This window comes from Novosphingobium sp. PASSN1 (assembly GCF_002278815.1).
Genome location: NZ_NKIS01000008.1, coordinates 160,381 through 175,252 on the forward strand (window position 1 = coordinate 160,381; position 14,872 = coordinate 175,252).

At 65.0% G+C, this 14,872-nt stretch carries 15 protein-coding genes and 1 tRNA gene; 6 read left to right on the top strand and 10 right to left on the bottom strand.

Annotated features, from left to right (window positions below):
* The 7 genes from CFE35_RS14580 to glmU all read right to left on the bottom strand — a co-directional run bounded on the left by CFE35_RS14580 (position 1) and on the right by glmU (position 5,299).
* The gene (locus tag CFE35_RS14580; RefSeq protein WP_292931531.1) at positions 1-477 is read right to left on the bottom strand and encodes a GNAT family N-acetyltransferase; all 477 of its coding nucleotides are present in this window, start codon (positions 475-477) and stop codon (positions 1-3) included.
* Positions 474-2,297 (bottom strand): glutamine--fructose-6-phosphate transaminase (isomerizing), encoded by a 1,824-nt coding sequence (gene glmS / locus CFE35_RS14585; RefSeq protein WP_292931533.1) that lies wholly within the window; start codon positions 2,295-2,297, stop codon positions 474-476. The genes CFE35_RS14580 and glmS overlap by 4 nt, the downstream gene beginning before the upstream one ends.
* A gap of 18 nt (positions 2,298-2,315) precedes the next feature.
* Positions 2,316-2,681 carry a type II toxin-antitoxin system VapC family toxin gene (locus CFE35_RS14590; protein ID WP_292931535.1) on the bottom strand — a complete coding sequence of 122 codons (366 nt, stop codon included), beginning with the start codon at positions 2,679-2,681 and terminating at the stop codon, positions 2,316-2,318.
* Positions 2,682-2,684: 3 nt separating this feature from the next.
* Positions 2,685-2,933, bottom strand: a complete 249-nt coding sequence (locus CFE35_RS14595) for a ribbon-helix-helix protein, CopG family (RefSeq protein ID WP_292931537.1) — start codon at positions 2,931-2,933, stop codon at positions 2,685-2,687.
* A 99-nt stretch (positions 2,934-3,032) separates the two neighbouring features.
* Positions 3,033-3,479, bottom strand: coding sequence for a DUF3291 domain-containing protein (locus CFE35_RS14600; RefSeq protein WP_292931538.1), 447 nt, complete (start codon positions 3,477-3,479; stop codon positions 3,033-3,035).
* A 3-nt stretch (positions 3,480-3,482) separates the two neighbouring features.
* Positions 3,483-3,926: an aminoglycoside 6'-N-acetyltransferase gene (aac(6'), locus tag CFE35_RS14605; RefSeq protein WP_292931539.1), complete on the bottom strand. Its 444-nt coding sequence runs from the start codon at positions 3,924-3,926 to the stop codon at positions 3,483-3,485.
* On the bottom strand, positions 3,923-5,299 hold the full coding sequence (glmU, locus tag CFE35_RS14610; protein WP_292931541.1) for a bifunctional UDP-N-acetylglucosamine diphosphorylase/glucosamine-1-phosphate N-acetyltransferase GlmU: 1,377 nt from the start codon (positions 5,297-5,299) through the stop codon (positions 3,923-3,925). Before glmU ends, aac(6') begins: the two co-directional genes overlap by 4 nt.
* A 60-nt stretch (positions 5,300-5,359) precedes the next feature.
* On the opposite strand from glmU, the gene CFE35_RS14615 reads away from it, so the two are divergent.
* The 5 genes from CFE35_RS14615 (at position 5,360) to CFE35_RS14635 (ending at position 10,124) form a co-directional block, all read left to right on the top strand.
* Complete coding sequence (locus tag CFE35_RS14615) at positions 5,360-6,031, top strand: HAD hydrolase-like protein (RefSeq protein WP_292931543.1); 672 nt, start codon at positions 5,360-5,362, stop codon at positions 6,029-6,031.
* Positions 6,032-6,140: 109 nt separating this feature from the next.
* Complete coding sequence (gene yghU, locus CFE35_RS14620) at positions 6,141-6,986, top strand: glutathione-dependent disulfide-bond oxidoreductase (protein ID WP_292931545.1); 846 nt, start codon at positions 6,141-6,143, stop codon at positions 6,984-6,986.
* 81 nt (positions 6,987-7,067) lie between these two features.
* Positions 7,068-7,142 (top strand) — tRNA-Gln (locus CFE35_RS14625).
* Between the two features lie 338 nt (positions 7,143-7,480).
* Complete coding sequence (locus CFE35_RS14630) at positions 7,481-8,887, top strand: calcium-binding protein (RefSeq protein ID WP_292931547.1); 1,407 nt, start codon at positions 7,481-7,483, stop codon at positions 8,885-8,887.
* A 64-nt stretch (positions 8,888-8,951) separates the two neighbouring features.
* Positions 8,952-10,124, top strand: a complete 1,173-nt coding sequence (locus CFE35_RS14635; protein ID WP_292931548.1) for an aminotransferase — start codon at positions 8,952-8,954, stop codon at positions 10,122-10,124.
* A 79-nt stretch (positions 10,125-10,203) separates the two neighbouring features.
* Here CFE35_RS14635 and CFE35_RS14640 read toward each other — a convergent pair whose 3' ends face one another.
* Positions 10,204-10,362 carry a hypothetical protein gene (locus CFE35_RS14640; RefSeq protein ID WP_169793754.1) on the bottom strand — a complete coding sequence of 53 codons (159 nt, stop codon included), beginning with the start codon at positions 10,360-10,362 and terminating at the stop codon, positions 10,204-10,206.
* A gap of 23 nt (positions 10,363-10,385) precedes the next feature.
* Entirely contained in the window at positions 10,386-11,981 is a 1,596-nt protein-coding gene (locus CFE35_RS14645; protein ID WP_292931550.1) for an isocitrate lyase, read from the bottom strand.
* Positions 11,982-12,138: 157 nt separating this feature from the next.
* Here CFE35_RS14645 and CFE35_RS14650 point away from each other — a divergent pair, with 157 nt between their 5' ends.
* A complete protein-coding gene (locus tag CFE35_RS14650; RefSeq protein ID WP_292931552.1) occupies positions 12,139-13,536 on the top strand; it encodes a short-chain fatty acyl-CoA regulator family protein in 1,398 nt (465 codons plus the stop codon).
* Here CFE35_RS14650 and CFE35_RS14655 read toward each other — a convergent pair.
* Positions 13,533-14,708, bottom strand: a complete 1,176-nt coding sequence (locus CFE35_RS14655; protein WP_292931553.1) for an MFS transporter — start codon at positions 14,706-14,708, stop codon at positions 13,533-13,535. The two genes, CFE35_RS14650 and CFE35_RS14655, sit on opposite strands and share 4 nt — an antisense overlap.
* Between the last annotated feature and the right edge of the window lie 164 nt (positions 14,709-14,872).

A 14,872-nucleotide genomic window follows, 5' to 3' on the forward strand; every position in this document is an offset into this window, starting at 1 on the left:
TCAGCCGGGGCCGCACGCCCGCACCAGATAGGTCACCGTCTTGCCCCGCCCCGCCAGCACCGCGCTGCCCACTTCGGCAAAGCCCAGTGCCTTGTGAAAGGCGTCCGACGCCGGATTAGGCGGCTCCGCATTGACTTCGCAGGCGACCACCGTGTGGCCCGCTGCTGCCGCGGCATCGAACAGCGCTGAATAGAACCGCCGCCCCCAGCCCTTCTGCCGCTGCGAGGGTGCCACGATCACCCGGTCGATATAGACGAAGCGCGGATAGCGCGCGCGGAACCACCGGAAATTGGGGCTCGCGTAGTCCGCATCCTGATCGACCGCGAGGAGGAAGGCCTCCGCCCCGCCCGCTTCGCAGGTGCCCAGATAGAACGCCTGATCGATCAGCGCCTGCATCCCCGCCAGATCGAGCGAGGACGTTTCGACCACATGCGCCTGATTGAGCGCGAGCATCGCCCGCGCGTCAGGCGCGCTCACTCCACCGTCACCGATTTCGCCAGATTGCGCGGCTGGTCAACGTCCGTGCCCTTGGCCACGGCCACGTGATAGGCGAGGAGTTGCACCGGCACGGCATAGACCAGCGGCGCAATCAGCGGATGCACCTTCGGCATCTCGATGGTGGCGAGGCAGCCCTCGCCCGCTTCGGCAATGCCTTCCGCGTCCGAGATCAGCACGACCTTGCCGCCGCGCGCGCGCACTTCCTGCATGTTGCTCACGGTCTTTTCGAACAGCGGACCGGAGGGCGCGAGCACGATGACCGGCACGGCTTCGTCGATCAAGGCAATCGGCCCGTGCTTCATCTCACCCGAAGCATAACCTTCGGCGTGGATATAGCTGATTTCCTTCAATTTCAGTGCGCCTTCCAGCGCCAGCGGATAGTCCGCTCCGCGTCCGAGGTAGAGCACGTCGCGCGCCGGGGCGATGAGATGCGCCATCGCCGCAATCTCGCCATCATGGGCCAGCGCGGCATTGAGCGCGGCGGGGGTTTCGGCCAGATGACCGACGATCTCGGCCTCTTCCTCACGGTTGAGCCGCCCGCGCTTCACGGCCAGATGCGCGGCCAGTGCGGCCAGCACGGCCAGCTGGCAGGTGAACGCCTTGGTGCTGGCCACGCCGATTTCCGGCCCGGCATGGGTGGGCAGGAGCAAATCCGCCTCACGCGCCATCGAACTGGTCGGCACGTTGACCACGACCGCGATGGTCTGCCCCGCCGCCTTGCAGTGCCGCAGCGCTGCCAGCGTGTCCGCCGTCTCGCCGCTCTGCGAGATGAACAGCGCAAGGCCGCCCGGCTCCAGCACGGGATCGCGGTAGCGGAACTCGCTCGCCACATCGATATCGACTGGCAGGCGCGCAAATTGCTCGAACCAGTACTTCGCGACCATCCCGGCATAGAAGCTGGTGCCGCAGGCCACGATGGTCACGCGCGAAATCTTGGAAAGGTCGAAATCGATCTGCGGCAGCGCCACGGTCTGATCGATCCGGCGCAGATAGCTGCGCAGCGTCTGCGCCACCACGGTCGGCTGCTCGAAGATTTCCTTCTGCATGAAGTGGCGGAACTCGCCCTTCTCGATCGCCGAAGCCGTCGCGCCTGAGGCCACGATGGGCCGCGTGACGGGCGTGTTGTTCACGTCGAAGATCGTCGCACCCTCGCGCGTGATCACCACCCAGTCGCCCTCTTCCAGATAAGTGATGCGCTGGGTCAGCGGTGCGAGCGCCAGCGCGTCGGAACCGAGATAGGTTTCCCCCTCACCATAGCCCACCACCAGCGGCGAGCCGAGCCGCGCGCCGATCAGCATGTCATCGTGCGTGCGGAAGGCAATCGCGAGCGCAAACGCGCCGCGCAGCGTGGGCAGCACCGCCTTCACCGCGTCCTGCGGCGAAAGCCCCGCCTCAACCTGCTCCGAAATCAGATGCGCGACCACTTCGGTATCGGTCTCGCTCTCGAACGTGCGCCCGCGCGCAATCAGGGCATCGCGCAGCGGCTTGAAGTTCTCGATGATGCCGTTGTGCACCAGCGCCACTTCGCCCGTGGCGTGCGGGTGCGCATTGCTGGTCGTCGGCGCGCCGTGGGTCGCCCAGCGGGTGTGGGCAATGCCGATCAGGCCCGAAGCGGGATTGCGCGCGAGTTCGAGCACGAGATTATTGAGCTTGCCCTCGGCCCGCCGCCGCACCAGCTGGCCGCCTTCGACAAGGCAGATCCCGGCGCTGTCATAGCCGCGATATTCCATGCGGCGCAGGCCATCTACCAGCCGGTCCGCGACCTGTTCCTTGCCGACAATTCCGATAATTCCGCACATGGAGCGAGGGACTTTCTCTCAGAGGGTATAGGGCACGCGGATGCCCGGCATTTCAGCCGGGAAATCCTTGGTGTTGCGGGTGACGAGGATCGCGCCGTTGATCTGCGCCGTGGCGAGAATATAGGCGTCCATGAGCTTCATGCGGCTGCGATAGCGGATATCGGCAGCGGCCATGGCAATGCGCGCGTCGATCTCCACCGTCTCGAAATGGCTGAGCGCCTCACGCACCAGATCGCGGCGTTCCAGCGCCTCGCCGGCCAGCACTTCGGTCCACACGATCCGGCTGATACGTTGGCGGCGATAGCGCGAAAGCTCCGCCGTCGCCTGCGGCAGGCGCTTCAGCCAATCGATGACGATATTGGTGTCGAAAAAGGGATCGGACACAGTTCAGATTTCGTCGTAAGGACGGCGATCCTCGCGGATGGCGCGCTGGTATTCGACCCCATCCGGGATATCCTCACGGTCTGCCCAGAGCCCGGCGTAGCGTTCGATCCAGTCGTTGCTCCGGTCCCCCTGCACGAGGAACAGTCGCACCGCCTCACGCACCAGGGCCGCACGCGATCGGCCCTGCTCAGCCGCGCGGGCATCGAGCTTGGCAATGTCTTCGTCGGGCAAGTCTGCAAGGATGCGCGTCATGATGATATCATGATATCATATCATGATATCATGTCAAGAGAAATCACTGGCATAGCTATAGGCAAAAATGCATAGGCGTGCCGGGTAAACAAAACGCCTTCAACGGTTCTCGCGCCACCACTTGAAGGTAAACACCGCCGCGCTCGGCCCCTCGCGGCCCAGCTGCGCCAGCATGTCCAGCGCTTCGGCCACCGTGGGGATGTATCCCGCAGGCACTTCCCACAGCGCCAGCGAAGGCTCCACCGCATCGAACCACTCCGCCCGCCGCGCGAGCACGCTGCGGTGATCGGCCTGGCGATAGGCAAAGGCTTCCAGCGCAGGCACATCGCGCCAGACCGAAAGGTTCACGATGAAGTCTGCGTCTCCCGCGATGACCTGAATGGCGGTGGCATCGTTGGCGTCGCCTTCACCCACCAGCCGCCAGATGAACCCGTCCGCCACATCGGCCTGCGCATTCACGCGATCGAGCGCGTCCATGAACGACTGGTTGGCGGGATCGGCCTTGGCTTTGCGAAAGCGCGAAACGTTGATCTGGGCAATAGGCATCGATCAAAGCTCCTGCCGGAAATAGACGACACGCTCGGTTTCCGCAAAACCGGCGGCAAGATGGAAAGCATGGCTTTCGGTATCGTCATGCCAGGCGTCCGAGGCGAACTCACCGCAACCCCGCGCCCGGCCCCACTCTGCCACCGCCGCCACCAGCCGCCGTGCGACGCCCCGTCGCCGCGCTTCGGGCGCAACGCAAATGCCTTCGAGGAACAGCACCGGCGAGTCCTCGCACCCGTTCACATACTCATGGCGGATCGAGGCCTCGGCAAAGCCGACAACCGCGCCGTGCTCGAGCGCCACAAGATTGAGAAACCGCTCCGGATCCGCCAGCTGCTCCTCCGCCTCCGCGCGGTGGGCGCTGGCAGGCTCCTCGTCCCACAGCAGGTGCCGCAGTGCCGCCCAGCCATCGAGATGTTCAGGTCCGGCCTGAACAATGGCGATCACTTCCGCTCCGCCTTTTTGCGCTTCATCGCATCGTGGAAGCGGTCGGCCCAGCCGGGCTTGACCAGCTGCTCGGCGCGCACCAGCCGCAGCTCGCCGTCTGCCACATCGCGGCTGACGGCGCTGCCTGCGGCGACGATGGCGTCCGCGCCGATCTTCACCGGTGCGATCAGCGCGGAGTTGGAGCCGATGAACGCCCGCTCGCCGATCACCGTGCGATACTTGAAATAGCCGTCATAGTTGCAGGTGATCGTGCCCGCGCCAATGTTCGCGCCCGCGCCGACATCGGCATCGCCCAGATAAGTCAGATGGCTGGCCTTCGCGCCCGCGTGGAGCACTGCGTTCTTGACCTCGACAAAATTGCCAACTTTCGCCTGCTCCTCCAGCACCGCGCCGGGCCGCAGCCGCGCGAACGGGCCGACCGAAGCGCCGCTTTCCAGCCGCGCACCTTCGATATGGCAGAAGGCGTGGATCGAAACGTTGTCCGCCACGGTCACGCCGGGGCCGAACACCACGTTCTGCTCCACCGTCACATCGCGGCCCAGTTTCGTGTCCCACGCAAACCACACTGTCTCGGGCGCGACGAGGCTTGCCCCGTCCGCCATCGCCTGCAGGCGGCGCTTCTTCTGCCAGCGCGCTTCCGCCTCGGCCAGTTCGGCGCGGCTGTTGATCCCGGCCACTTCATCCGGATCGTCCGTCACCACCACCGCGCAGACGCGGCCATCGCCGTTCGCCACGTTGACGATATCGGTGAGGTAGTATTCGCCCTGCGCGTTGTCGTTGCCCACGCGCGACAGCAGCCCGAAGAGCTCGTCCCCGCGCACCGCCATCAGGCCGGAATTGCACAAGCGGCAGGCGCGCTCCGCCTCGCTCGCGTCCTTGTGCTCCACCATTTTCAGGATTGCGCCATCCTGCGCAATCACGCGGCCATATTGCAGCGCATCCTCCGGCTCGAACGCCAGCACGACCACCGCGGGATTGTCCGGCCCGTGCAGCCGCTCCAACATCGCGCGCATCGTCTCGGCACGCACGAACGGCACATCGCCATAGAGAATCAGCACATCGCCAGCGAATCCGGCCCCGTCCGGACCTGAGAGCGCACCCTCGGCCTGCTGCACCGCATGGCCGGTGCCAAGCTGCGGATCCTGCACCGCCAGCTCCGCAGATTCGCCCAGCGCCGCCGCCAGCTGCTCGCGCCCAGCACCAACCACAACTACCTTGCGCTGCGGTTGGAGCGCATCGGCGCTGGCCAGCAAGTGCATCAGCATGGCCCGCCCGGCGATGGGGTGCAGCACCTTGTGCAGATCACTTTTCATGCGGGTGCCCTTGCCAGCGGCGAGGACAACAAGTGCGAGCGGAGAAGCCGTGTCAGTCATGCACGCGTCCTTGCCAGCATTTCCTTGCAGTTTCCAGAATGCGCCGCCACGGATTGAACCATGACGGATTTTCCCTTCCAGATCGTCGGCTTCGATCTCGACGGCACGCTGCTCGATACCGCGCATGATATCGGCCACGCGCTCAACCACGCCCTCGCCCATGCGGGCCGCCCGCTCGTTCCGCTGGAGGAGGCGCGGCGCTTCATCGGCGGCGGCAGCGCGCAGATGCTTCACAATGCGCTGATGGCCAGCGGCGGACTGGACGGGGTGGATTTTGCGTCCCTGCAAGAGCGCCTGCTGGCCTTCTATGCCGACAATATCGCCCGCCACACCGCGCTGTTTCCGGGCGGAGAGGCGATGATGGATGCGCTGGCTTCACGCGGCGTCCACCTCGCCATTGCCACCAACAAGCGCGAGGATCTCGCCCGCCGCCTGTTCGATGAACTCGGCCTCACGCCCCGCTTTGCCACGATCATCGGCGGCAACACGCTTGGCCCCGGCCGCGCCAAGCCCGCGCCCGACATGCTGCACGAAATGACCGCGCGCGGCGGCGGCGGGGCGGCCGCTTTCGTCGGCGACACCACGTTCGATGTGGGCGCAGCGCGCGCCGCGCAGATGCCGGTGGTCGCTGTAAGCTTCGGCTTCAACGATCTGCCCGCGCACGAACTCGGCGCCGATGCGGTGATCGACCACTTCGACGAGCTGGTGCCCGCACTGGAAATGCTGGCCTGATAGAAAAAGGTGGGGCCTGCGCAGATTATCTCCGTCCCTCCCCCGCCTTGCCATCCGCGCATGGCAGCGCCACTCTTGGCCCCAGCAATCCATCCCCAAGGAGATCCCGATGTCCGAAGAATACGTGCCCCCCAAAATCTGGGTCTGGGACCAGAACAACGGCGGTGCCTTTGCCGCCGTCAATCGCCCCACTGCCGGCGCGCAGCATGAAGCGGAGCTTCCGGTCGGCGAGCACCCGTTCCAGCTCTATTCGCTCGGCACGCCCAATGGCCAGAAGGTCACGATCATGCTTGAGGAGCTGCTCGAGCTCGGCATCAAGGAAGCCGAATACGATGCCTGGCTGATCAAGATCTTTGATCGTGACCAGTTCGGCAGCGGGTTCGTATCCATCAATCCCAATTCGAAGATCCCCGCGCTGGTCGATCGCAGCGGGCCGGAGCCGGTGCGCGTGTTTGAATCGGGCGCGATCCTGATGCATCTGGCTGAAAAGTTCGGCCACTTCCTCCCCGCAAGCGGCCCGGCGCGCGCCGAGGTGCTCTCGTGGCTGTTCTGGCAGGTCGGCTCCGCGCCGTTCATGGGCGGCGGCTTCGGCCACTTCTATCACTACGCGCCGTTCAAGATCGAATATGCGATCGATCGCTATTCGATGGAAACCAAGCGCCTGTTCGATGTGGCGAACAACCGCCTCAAGGAAACCCGCTTCCTTGGCGGCGATGACTATACCATCGCCGACATGTCGGCCTACCCGTGGCTCGGCAACATCTATCGCGGCGAAGCCTACGGCGAGGCGGCAACGTTCCTTTCGATGCACGAATACGAAGCCGTCGGCCGCTGGGTCGCGGAAATCGACGCGCGCCCCGGCGTGAAGCGCGGCCGCCTCGTCAACACCAACAAGGGCGTGCTCGAACGCCACAGCGCCGCCGATTTCGCGGCCCTGCCCGAAGGAACGCTCTAAGAGAAAGCGCGGATGGGGCGAAATCCTGCCCCATCCGCCTCTTTTCATTCAGACAGTCGCCGCTATAAGCGCGGCTCCCGTTGGGGCGTCGCCAAGTGGTAAGGCACCGGTTTTTGGTACCGGCATTCGGAGGTTCGAATCCTCCCGCCCCAGCCAGCACTTAGCTGGTTATCCCATGGGCATTCTGCGATTTATTCTGCAGGCCACACCTCCCGCCCTACCGTCCTGTTCCCAAAAAAGGCGACAGCGTGGCGAATAGCAGGTCAACCGAACCTGAAAAAATGCAGCCCTGCGCGTGCAAGGCCTGCGCCCGGTAAAGCAGTTACCGAAAAACACCCCCGCGCACCGGCACCAATGCTCTGCCATTAGGCATAGCAATGATCGAGTATGTGATTGCCACCTCGCCGCAGCTGTGCTTATTCTTTCCTCAAGAGCGTCTGGTCGCGCCGTAAGCCAACCCAATTTCCGCTTCGCCATGACCAGAGGAACAGTCCATGCCGCTCAGAATTGCCACCAACCAGACCACGACTGGCATAACCTACAACCTGGGAACGCTCGACAATCTCTACGTCCCGGTCCGTGTTTCCAGCGTTTCCACCGGCGACAACTCTGTCCTCGGCAGCGGGGGTGGGCACAAGGTGGTTGTTTCGGGCAACCTGTTTGGTGCGCACATCGGGATCGAACTCGGATCGGCGCAGACCGATTCGGGCAACTCGGTGCTGGTCAACGCCGGCGGCAGTGTCGATGGCTTTGACAACGGCATCAACTTGTCTGCCAAAAATGGCCGGATCACCAATCATGGCAGCATAAGCAGCGTCGGTTCGGCGATTGTGGTTGGCGGCGAGCTCAACACCACAGACAAGATCGTCATTGCCAACTTCGGCACAATCGCTGGCTACAACGGGATATTCTTCGCCTCAGGCACTGGCGTCATAAACAATTTCGGCGTGATCAGCAGTGATCCGAACAACACAGCCATCTTCACCGATGCCGGTGACGACATCGTGCGCAATCACGGCAACATCGCAGGGACGGTCCGGCTGTTTTCAGGCAACGATAAGCTGATCAATCGCGGCACGATCGTCGGTGATGTGAAGCTTGAGGCCAACAACGATGTGCTCGACAATCGTGGTGGGCTGATCGACGGCCAGATCGATATGGGTTCGGGTGATGACCGCTTCAGACCCGGCTCCAACGCCGACTTCGCAGATGGCGGGGCCGGTATCGACACGCTCGATTTCAGCGACGCCGGTTCGATCAAGGTTGCGCTCGACGGCAGTTTTGCATTCACCGGCGTGGCCATTGGTGACAGCTATGCGCAATTCGAAAACATCCTCGGCTCGCGCACGGAGACCAACACGCTTGTCGGCGACGAGAACGACAACGCGCTGATCGGCGGCGGCGACAAAGACACGCTATCAGGCCTTGGCGGCGCCGACAGGCTGATCAGCGGGTTTGGTAATGACATCCTGCTTGGCGGCAGCGAAGATGACCTGCTGAACGGCGGGGATGGCGCCGATCGCCTGACCGGCGGCAGCGGCGAGGACACTTTGACCGGCGGCGGCGGCGCAGATTTGTTCCTCTTTGGACCCGGCGATTTCAGTGGGATAACCCGCAACACGTCAGACTACATCGCAGATTTCAGCCGGGCCAGTGGCGACAAGATCAACCTGGCAGCGGTCGACGCCAAGGCAGGCACTGCCACAAACGACGCCTTTACGTTCATCGGCACCGCCGCCTTCCAAAACGTGGCGGGTGAACTTCGCATCAGCTTTGTCGAAACTTCGCCCGGTTTTTTCGACACGCTGATTCTGGGCGATACAAACGGCGATGGCACGGCCGATTTTGGCATCACCCTGGCTTCGCAGATCACTTTGCTTGCCACCGACTTCGTGCTTTGATCATACGCCCGGGCCAGCGAGGGTGCATTGCCACTCCCTGCTGGTCCGGGCTAACCCTCTGCGGATGAGCACTCCATCCCGCGCCCTCAATCCGATCTACGCGAACATGCCCGTCACCGTGTTCGAGCATATGTCGGGCCTCGCCCGCAGCCTCGGCGCGATCAATCTCGGGCAGGGTTTTCCCGATAGCCCGCCGCCGCAGGCGCTGACCGCTGCCGCCATGCGCGCGATGGAAACCCGCTCGCAGCACTATCCGCCCAGCATGGGCCTGCCCGAACTGCGCGATGCCGTCGCCGGGTTCTATGCGCGCGAGCAAGGCCTTGCACTCACCCGCGAACAGGTCGTCGTCACCTCGGGCGCGACTGAGGCAATCGCCGCCGCGATCCTTGCCGTGGTGGGAACCGGCGATGAAGTGCTGCTCTTCGCGCCCGCCTATGATGCCTATGCCCCGCTGGTTCGGCGCGCGGGCGGCGTGCCGGTGTTCGTGCCGCTCAGCCCGCCGCACTGGGCTTACGACGAAGCTGCCATCCGCGCCGCCATCACCCCCAGCACCCGCGCCCTCATCCTCAACGATCCGCTCAATCCCACAGGCTCGGTCGCGAGCGCCGAAGAACTCGCGCTGCTCGCCCGGATCGCCTGCGAACACGATCTTGTCGCGATCTGCGATGAAGTGTGGGAAGCCGTGCGCTTCGATGGCCGCACGCACCGTTCGCTGCTGGCGGAGCCGGGCATGGCGCAGCGCACGATCAAGATCGGCTCTGCAGGCAAGATCTTCGGCGCGACGGGCTGGAAAGTCGGCTGGATGGTCGGCGATGCCGCGCTCGTGGCCGTCCTTGCCAAGGCGCACCAGTTCCTCACTTTCACCACGCCGCCGATGCTGCAATGGGCCGCCGCCGAAGGCTTGGCCGATCCTGCGATCACCGCCGGGCTTCACGCCGATTGGTCCGCCTCACGCAAGGTGCTGGTCGAGGGTCTGCGCGCCGCCGGGTTCGCGGTGCTCGAAAGCGCCGCCACGTGGTTCGCCTGCATTGATCTGACCGCCAGCGGCATCGCGTTGAACGACACCGCCTTCAGCGAACGCGCGGTGCGCGAGGCTGGTGTCGCCTCGATCCCGCTTTCCGCGCTGTGGGAGGGTGATGGCGGCCCCACCACCATCGTGCGCCTGTGCCACTGCAAGCCGCCCGCCATGCTGGAAGATGCCGTCGCGCGCCTCAGCCAGTGGCGCGTCAGCATCTGAAATAAAATGGCCCGCCGCACCGCAGTGCGACGGGCCAGCTTTCCTCCCCAGGAAAGTCTCGTGTGGGGCGCGGCAGCTCTTAGCGGCCCATGGCGCTCCCGAGCCGGTGATAAAGGTGCGAGAACTTCACCGATTCCGGCTGGTCCTCGATCACCTTGAGGTAGTGCAGCACCGCCTCGCGGATGAGCTTGAAATCTTCGGTGGAAAGGACCGCACGGGCCCGGGTCGGTTCAGCCATTGTCCTGCTCCTCTGTTCTGCGATTAAGCTGCGAACTGGTTCATGGTGTTGTGCGTGCCGCCCGCCTTGAGGGCGGCTTCACCAGCGAAGTATTCCTTGTGGTCATCGCCAAGGTCGGACCCGGCCATGTTCTGGTGCTTCACGCAGGCAATGCCCTGACGGATTTCTTCGCGCTGCACGTTCTTGACGTAGCCGAGCATCCCGGCGTCGCCGAAGTACTCCTTCGCCAGATTGTCGGTGCTGAGCGCGGCGGTGTGATAGGTCGGCAGCGTGATGAGGTGGTGGAATATCCCCGCCTCACGCGCCGAATCGCGCTGGAAAGTGCGGATGCGCTCGTCGGCTTCGTCGGCCAGATCAGTGCCATCATAGTCCACGCTCATCAGCCGCGCCCGGTCATAGGCGCTCACATCATTGCCCTCAGCAGCCCATGCATCGAACACCTGCTGGCGGAAGTTCAGCGTCCAGTTGAAGCTGGGCGAGTTGTTGTAGACCAGCTTGGCGTTGGGGATCACTTCGCGGATGCGGTTCACCATGCCGCCGATCTGGCCGATGTGGGGCTTCTCGGTCTCGATCCACAGCAGGTCCGCACCGTTCTGCAGGCTTGCGATGCAATCGAGCACGCAGCGGTCCTCTCCGGTGCCGGGGCGGAACTGGAACAGGTTCGAAGGCAGGCGCTTGGGGCGCATCAGCTTGCCATCGCGGGCAATCAGCACATCGCCGTGGCCAAGGTTGGCGCTATCGACTTCCTCGCAATCGAGGAACGCGTTGTACTGGTCAGCCAGATCGCCCGGCTCCTTCACGAACGCGATCTGCTTCGTGAGGCCTGCGCCAAGGCTGTCGGTGCGCGCCACGATCACGCCGTCGTCCACGCCGAGTTCCATGAACGCGTAACGGACAGCGCGGATCTTCGCGAGGAAGTCCTCGTGCGGCACGGTGACCTTGCCGTCCTGGTGGCCGCACTGCTTTTCGTCCGAGACCTGGTTCTCGATCTGGATGCAGCACGCGCCCGCTTCGATGAACTTCTTGGCCAGCAGATAGGTCGCCTCGGCATTGCCGAAACCAGCATCGATATCGGCGATGATCGGCACGACGTGGGTCTGGTACTCGTCGATCTTGTGCAGCAGGCGGTGCGTGTTGACCGCGTCACCCGCAGCCTTGGCTGCATCGAGTTCCCGGAACAGCATGCCCAGCTCGCGCGCATCGGCCTGGCGCAGGAAGGTGTAGAGCTCTTCGATCAGCGCCGGAACGCTGGTCTTCTCGTGCATCGACTGATCGGGCAGCGGGCCGAACTCGCTGCGCAGCGCGGCGACCATCCAGCCCGAGAGGTAGAGGTAGCGGCCCTTGGTCGTGCCGAAGTGCTTCTTGATCGAGATCATCTTCTGCTGGCCGATGAACCCGTGCCAGCAGCCGAGCGACTGCGTGTACTTGGCAGGGTCCGCATCATAGGAGGCCATGTCGGCGCGCATGATCTTGGCGGTGTACTTCGCGATGTCGAGCCCGGTCTGGAAGCGGTTCTGCAGACGCATGCGGGCCACCGAAGCGGCGTCGATCCCATCCCAGGGCTGGCCATAAGGCGCGATCGCCTTGGCGGCTTCGTTGATGGTCTGCGAGTAGGTCATGGGTCTTGCTTTCTTCAGGGAACAGGCTTGATGACCACCGGCTAGACCCGCAAACCGCAGCGCGAAACCCGCAGCGCAGTCATGTTGTAAAACTTTACAGAATATGCTTGTAAAGTTGTGCAGCCCGCACAAGGCCGGAGAACACGCAGGAGGACTCATGGAATCGCGCCCGCTCTACCTCGGCCCCCGGCTCAAGCGCCTGCGCCGCGAACTCGGCCTCACGCAGGCGGTCATGGCCGATGATCTCGCGATCTCGCCCAGCTATATCGCCCTGCTCGAACGCAACCAGCGCCCGCTGACGGCGGACCTGCTGCTGCGACTCGCCAAGGCCTACAAGCTCGATGTCAGCGAACTCGCGGCGGACGAGCGCGATGACTATGCCCGCCGCCTGTCCGATGTGCTGCGCGATCCGATCTTCGCCGAGATCGACCTGCCCGCCCTCGAAGTGGCCGACGTCGCCACCAGCTATCCCGGCATTACCGAGGCCATGCTGCGGCTCCACACCGCCTATATCCGCGAACAGCAGGCGCTGGCGGGCCTGCGCGGCAGCGGCGGCAGCGGCATGGCCGATCCCCTCGCCGAAGCGCGCCGCTTCGTCACCGACCGCCGCAACTACTTCCCCGGCCTCGACAGCAAGGCCGAAGCGCTTTCGGAGGAAATCGAAAAGCTGGGCGGCCTGCAGGAAGGCGGCCTTGCCGAATACTTGCGCGGGCAGGGCCTGCGCGTGCGCCTCATGCCCGCAGACATCATGATGGACGCGCTGCGCCGCTATGATCGCCACGCCGAACAGCTGCTGATCGACGAAACACTCAGCCCGCAGGCGCGGCGCTGGCAGATGGCGCTGCACATCGCCTATACCGCGCTACGCCCGGAGATCGCGGCGATGGTGCGCGGTGCCAGCTTCGCCAGCGAGACCGCCGCGCAGCTCGTCCGCCGCGCGCTCGCCGCCTATGGCGCCGCCGCGCTCATCATGCCCTACGACCGGTTCGCCCGCGCAGTGGAAGCGCGCGCCTACGATATCGAAGCGCTCTCCGGCCAGTTCGGCGCGAGCTTCGAGCAAGTCGCGCACCGCCTCACCACGCTCAATCGCCCCGGACAGGAGCGCGTGCCCTTCTTCTTCATCCGCGTCGATGCGGCCGGCAATGTTTCCAAAAGGCTCGACAGCGCGGGCTTCCCCTTCGCTGCGCACGGTGGCGGCTGTCCGCTGTGGACTTTGCACGATTGCTTCCGCCGCCCCGGCGAAGTGCTGACTCAGTGGCTCGAACTCCCCAGCGGCGAGCGCTTCTTCAGCGTCGCGCGCTCGGTCACCTCGGGCGGCGGCGCGCATGGCCGCCCGGCCATTCTGCGCGCCATCGCGCTCGGCTGCGCCGCCGAACACGCGCCCAAACTGGTCTATGCGCGCGGTGAGCAACCGGCGGCGACCCCCATCGGCGTCACCTGCCGCCTGTGCAACCGCGCCACCTGCACCGCCCGCGCGGAACCGCCGCTGGGCCGTGAAATCCTGCCGGACGACTACCGCAAGACGCCGGAACCCTTCACTTTCGCAGAGAGCTAGGCAGCCTCACGGTCCAGCCTTCTGGCCACCGGCAGCGCCGCCGCAATCGCCAGCGCGCAGATGACGCCGCCCACCGGCCCGATCAGCGTATAGGCACCAAAACCCTGCGCCATCGCGCCCGCCGCAAGGCTGCCGAGGCTCTGCGCCAGGAGCCACGTACCCGAGGTCATCACCGCCAGCCGCTCGCCCGCCGGCTGCGCATAAGCCAGCCGGATCAGCAGCGGATACGTCAGGAACCAGCTGACCATGAACGCCACGAACGCCGCGCCGAATGCGGGCGCGCTCCCCACTGTCGTCAGCAGGCCGCACATCGCAGCGCACGCCCCCAGTGCCGCCGCCAAGGGCCACGCGCGCGGCAGGCGGCCGATCACCAGCGCGAGGCCCGCATTGCCCACCGCGCTCGCGAGCACCGCCGCGCTCTGGTAAAGCCCGAACTGCGTCGCCGGGATGCCGATGGCATGGGCGGTGCGCTCGATGAACGGCCAGATCGCCAGCGATCCGAACGAGAACAGCGCCATCGCCAGAAGCACGCGCCAGCCTTCCGCGCCAATCGGCACCGCCGCTTCCGCCCCGTTCTCGACCGCACCTTTACCCCCCGGCAAGAGCAGCGCACACAGGCCGAACAGCACCGAAATCCCGGCAAGGCCGAAGAACATGCCTTCCGCGCCGTAGTCACGCCCGATCATCGGCACCACAATGGCGATCCCGCTATACAGCAGCGTCTGCACCGCAATGCCGAGCGAGATCCACCGCGCCGGATTGCCCGTGCGCCCCGCCGCCAGATTGAGCGCGCTGTTCATCAAGCCAAAACCCAGCCCGGTGCCGATCCGCCCGGCCAGCAGCAGCGGATAGGCACCCGTCAGCGCCGATCCGGCTTGCGCCGCGATCACCACCGCGCTTGCGATCATCGCCAGCACCCGCGCATCCAGCCCCCGCGCGCGCGGCGCCACGAGGAACATCGCCGCCGCATAGCTCAGCGTCTCGGCCATGTTCCACGCGCCCATCGCAAACGGCGTGAAACCGAACCGGTCCATCAGCCCGCCGACGAGGTAGGTCGTGAAATTGTTGCCGATATGCGCCGCCGCCGTCGCCGCGCCGATGCCGATCAGGGTGAGGAGAAAAGGGGCGGTGTCCGCCTGCTGGCTGCCAGCCGTGCCGTGCGCATGATCCATCCGGTGCAGGGGTTGCACGGAAGCCCAAGCGTGGCAATCCACTCGCCCCGGTTTTGCGCTTGTTGCCGCAGGGCCAAAGGCATAGGCTGCCATCCCATGACCTTCTCCTGCCTCGATCTTGTCCATGGCCGGCGCCCCGCGTCGATTCGCTATGGCAAAGTGCA

What these genes read in the sequence shown, in the direction of transcription:
- CFE35_RS14615 (WP_292931543.1), top strand. Translation starts at nt 5,360, where the DNA reads ATGACGGATTTTCCCTTCCAGATCGTCGGCTTCGATCTCGACGGCACG.
- yghU (WP_292931545.1), top strand. Translation starts at nt 6,141, where the DNA reads ATGTCCGAAGAATACGTGCCCCCCAAAATCTGGGTCTGGGACCAGAAC.
- glmS (WP_292931533.1), bottom strand. Translation starts at nt 2,297, where the DNA reads ATGTGCGGAATTATCGGAATTGTCGGCAAGGAACAGGTCGCGGACCGG.
- CFE35_RS14595 (WP_292931537.1), bottom strand. Translation starts at nt 2,933, where the DNA reads ATGACGCGCATCCTTGCAGACTTGCCCGACGAAGACATTGCCAAGCTC.
- CFE35_RS14635 (WP_292931548.1), top strand. Translation starts at nt 8,952, where the DNA reads ATGAGCACTCCATCCCGCGCCCTCAATCCGATCTACGCGAACATGCCC.
- CFE35_RS14650 (WP_292931552.1), top strand. Translation starts at nt 12,139, where the DNA reads ATGGAATCGCGCCCGCTCTACCTCGGCCCCCGGCTCAAGCGCCTGCGC.
- CFE35_RS14655 (WP_292931553.1), bottom strand. Translation starts at nt 14,708, where the DNA reads ATGGATCATGCGCACGGCACGGCTGGCAGCCAGCAGGCGGACACCGCC.
- CFE35_RS14640 (WP_169793754.1), bottom strand. Translation starts at nt 10,362, where the DNA reads ATGGCTGAACCGACCCGGGCCCGTGCGGTCCTTTCCACCGAAGATTTC.
- CFE35_RS14645 (WP_292931550.1), bottom strand. Translation starts at nt 11,981, where the DNA reads ATGACCTACTCGCAGACCATCAACGAAGCCGCCAAGGCGATCGCGCCT.
- CFE35_RS14630 (WP_292931547.1), top strand. Translation starts at nt 7,481, where the DNA reads ATGCCGCTCAGAATTGCCACCAACCAGACCACGACTGGCATAACCTAC.
- CFE35_RS14600 (WP_292931538.1), bottom strand. Translation starts at nt 3,479, where the DNA reads ATGCCTATTGCCCAGATCAACGTTTCGCGCTTTCGCAAAGCCAAGGCC.
- glmU (WP_292931541.1), bottom strand. Translation starts at nt 5,299, where the DNA reads ATGACTGACACGGCTTCTCCGCTCGCACTTGTTGTCCTCGCCGCTGGC.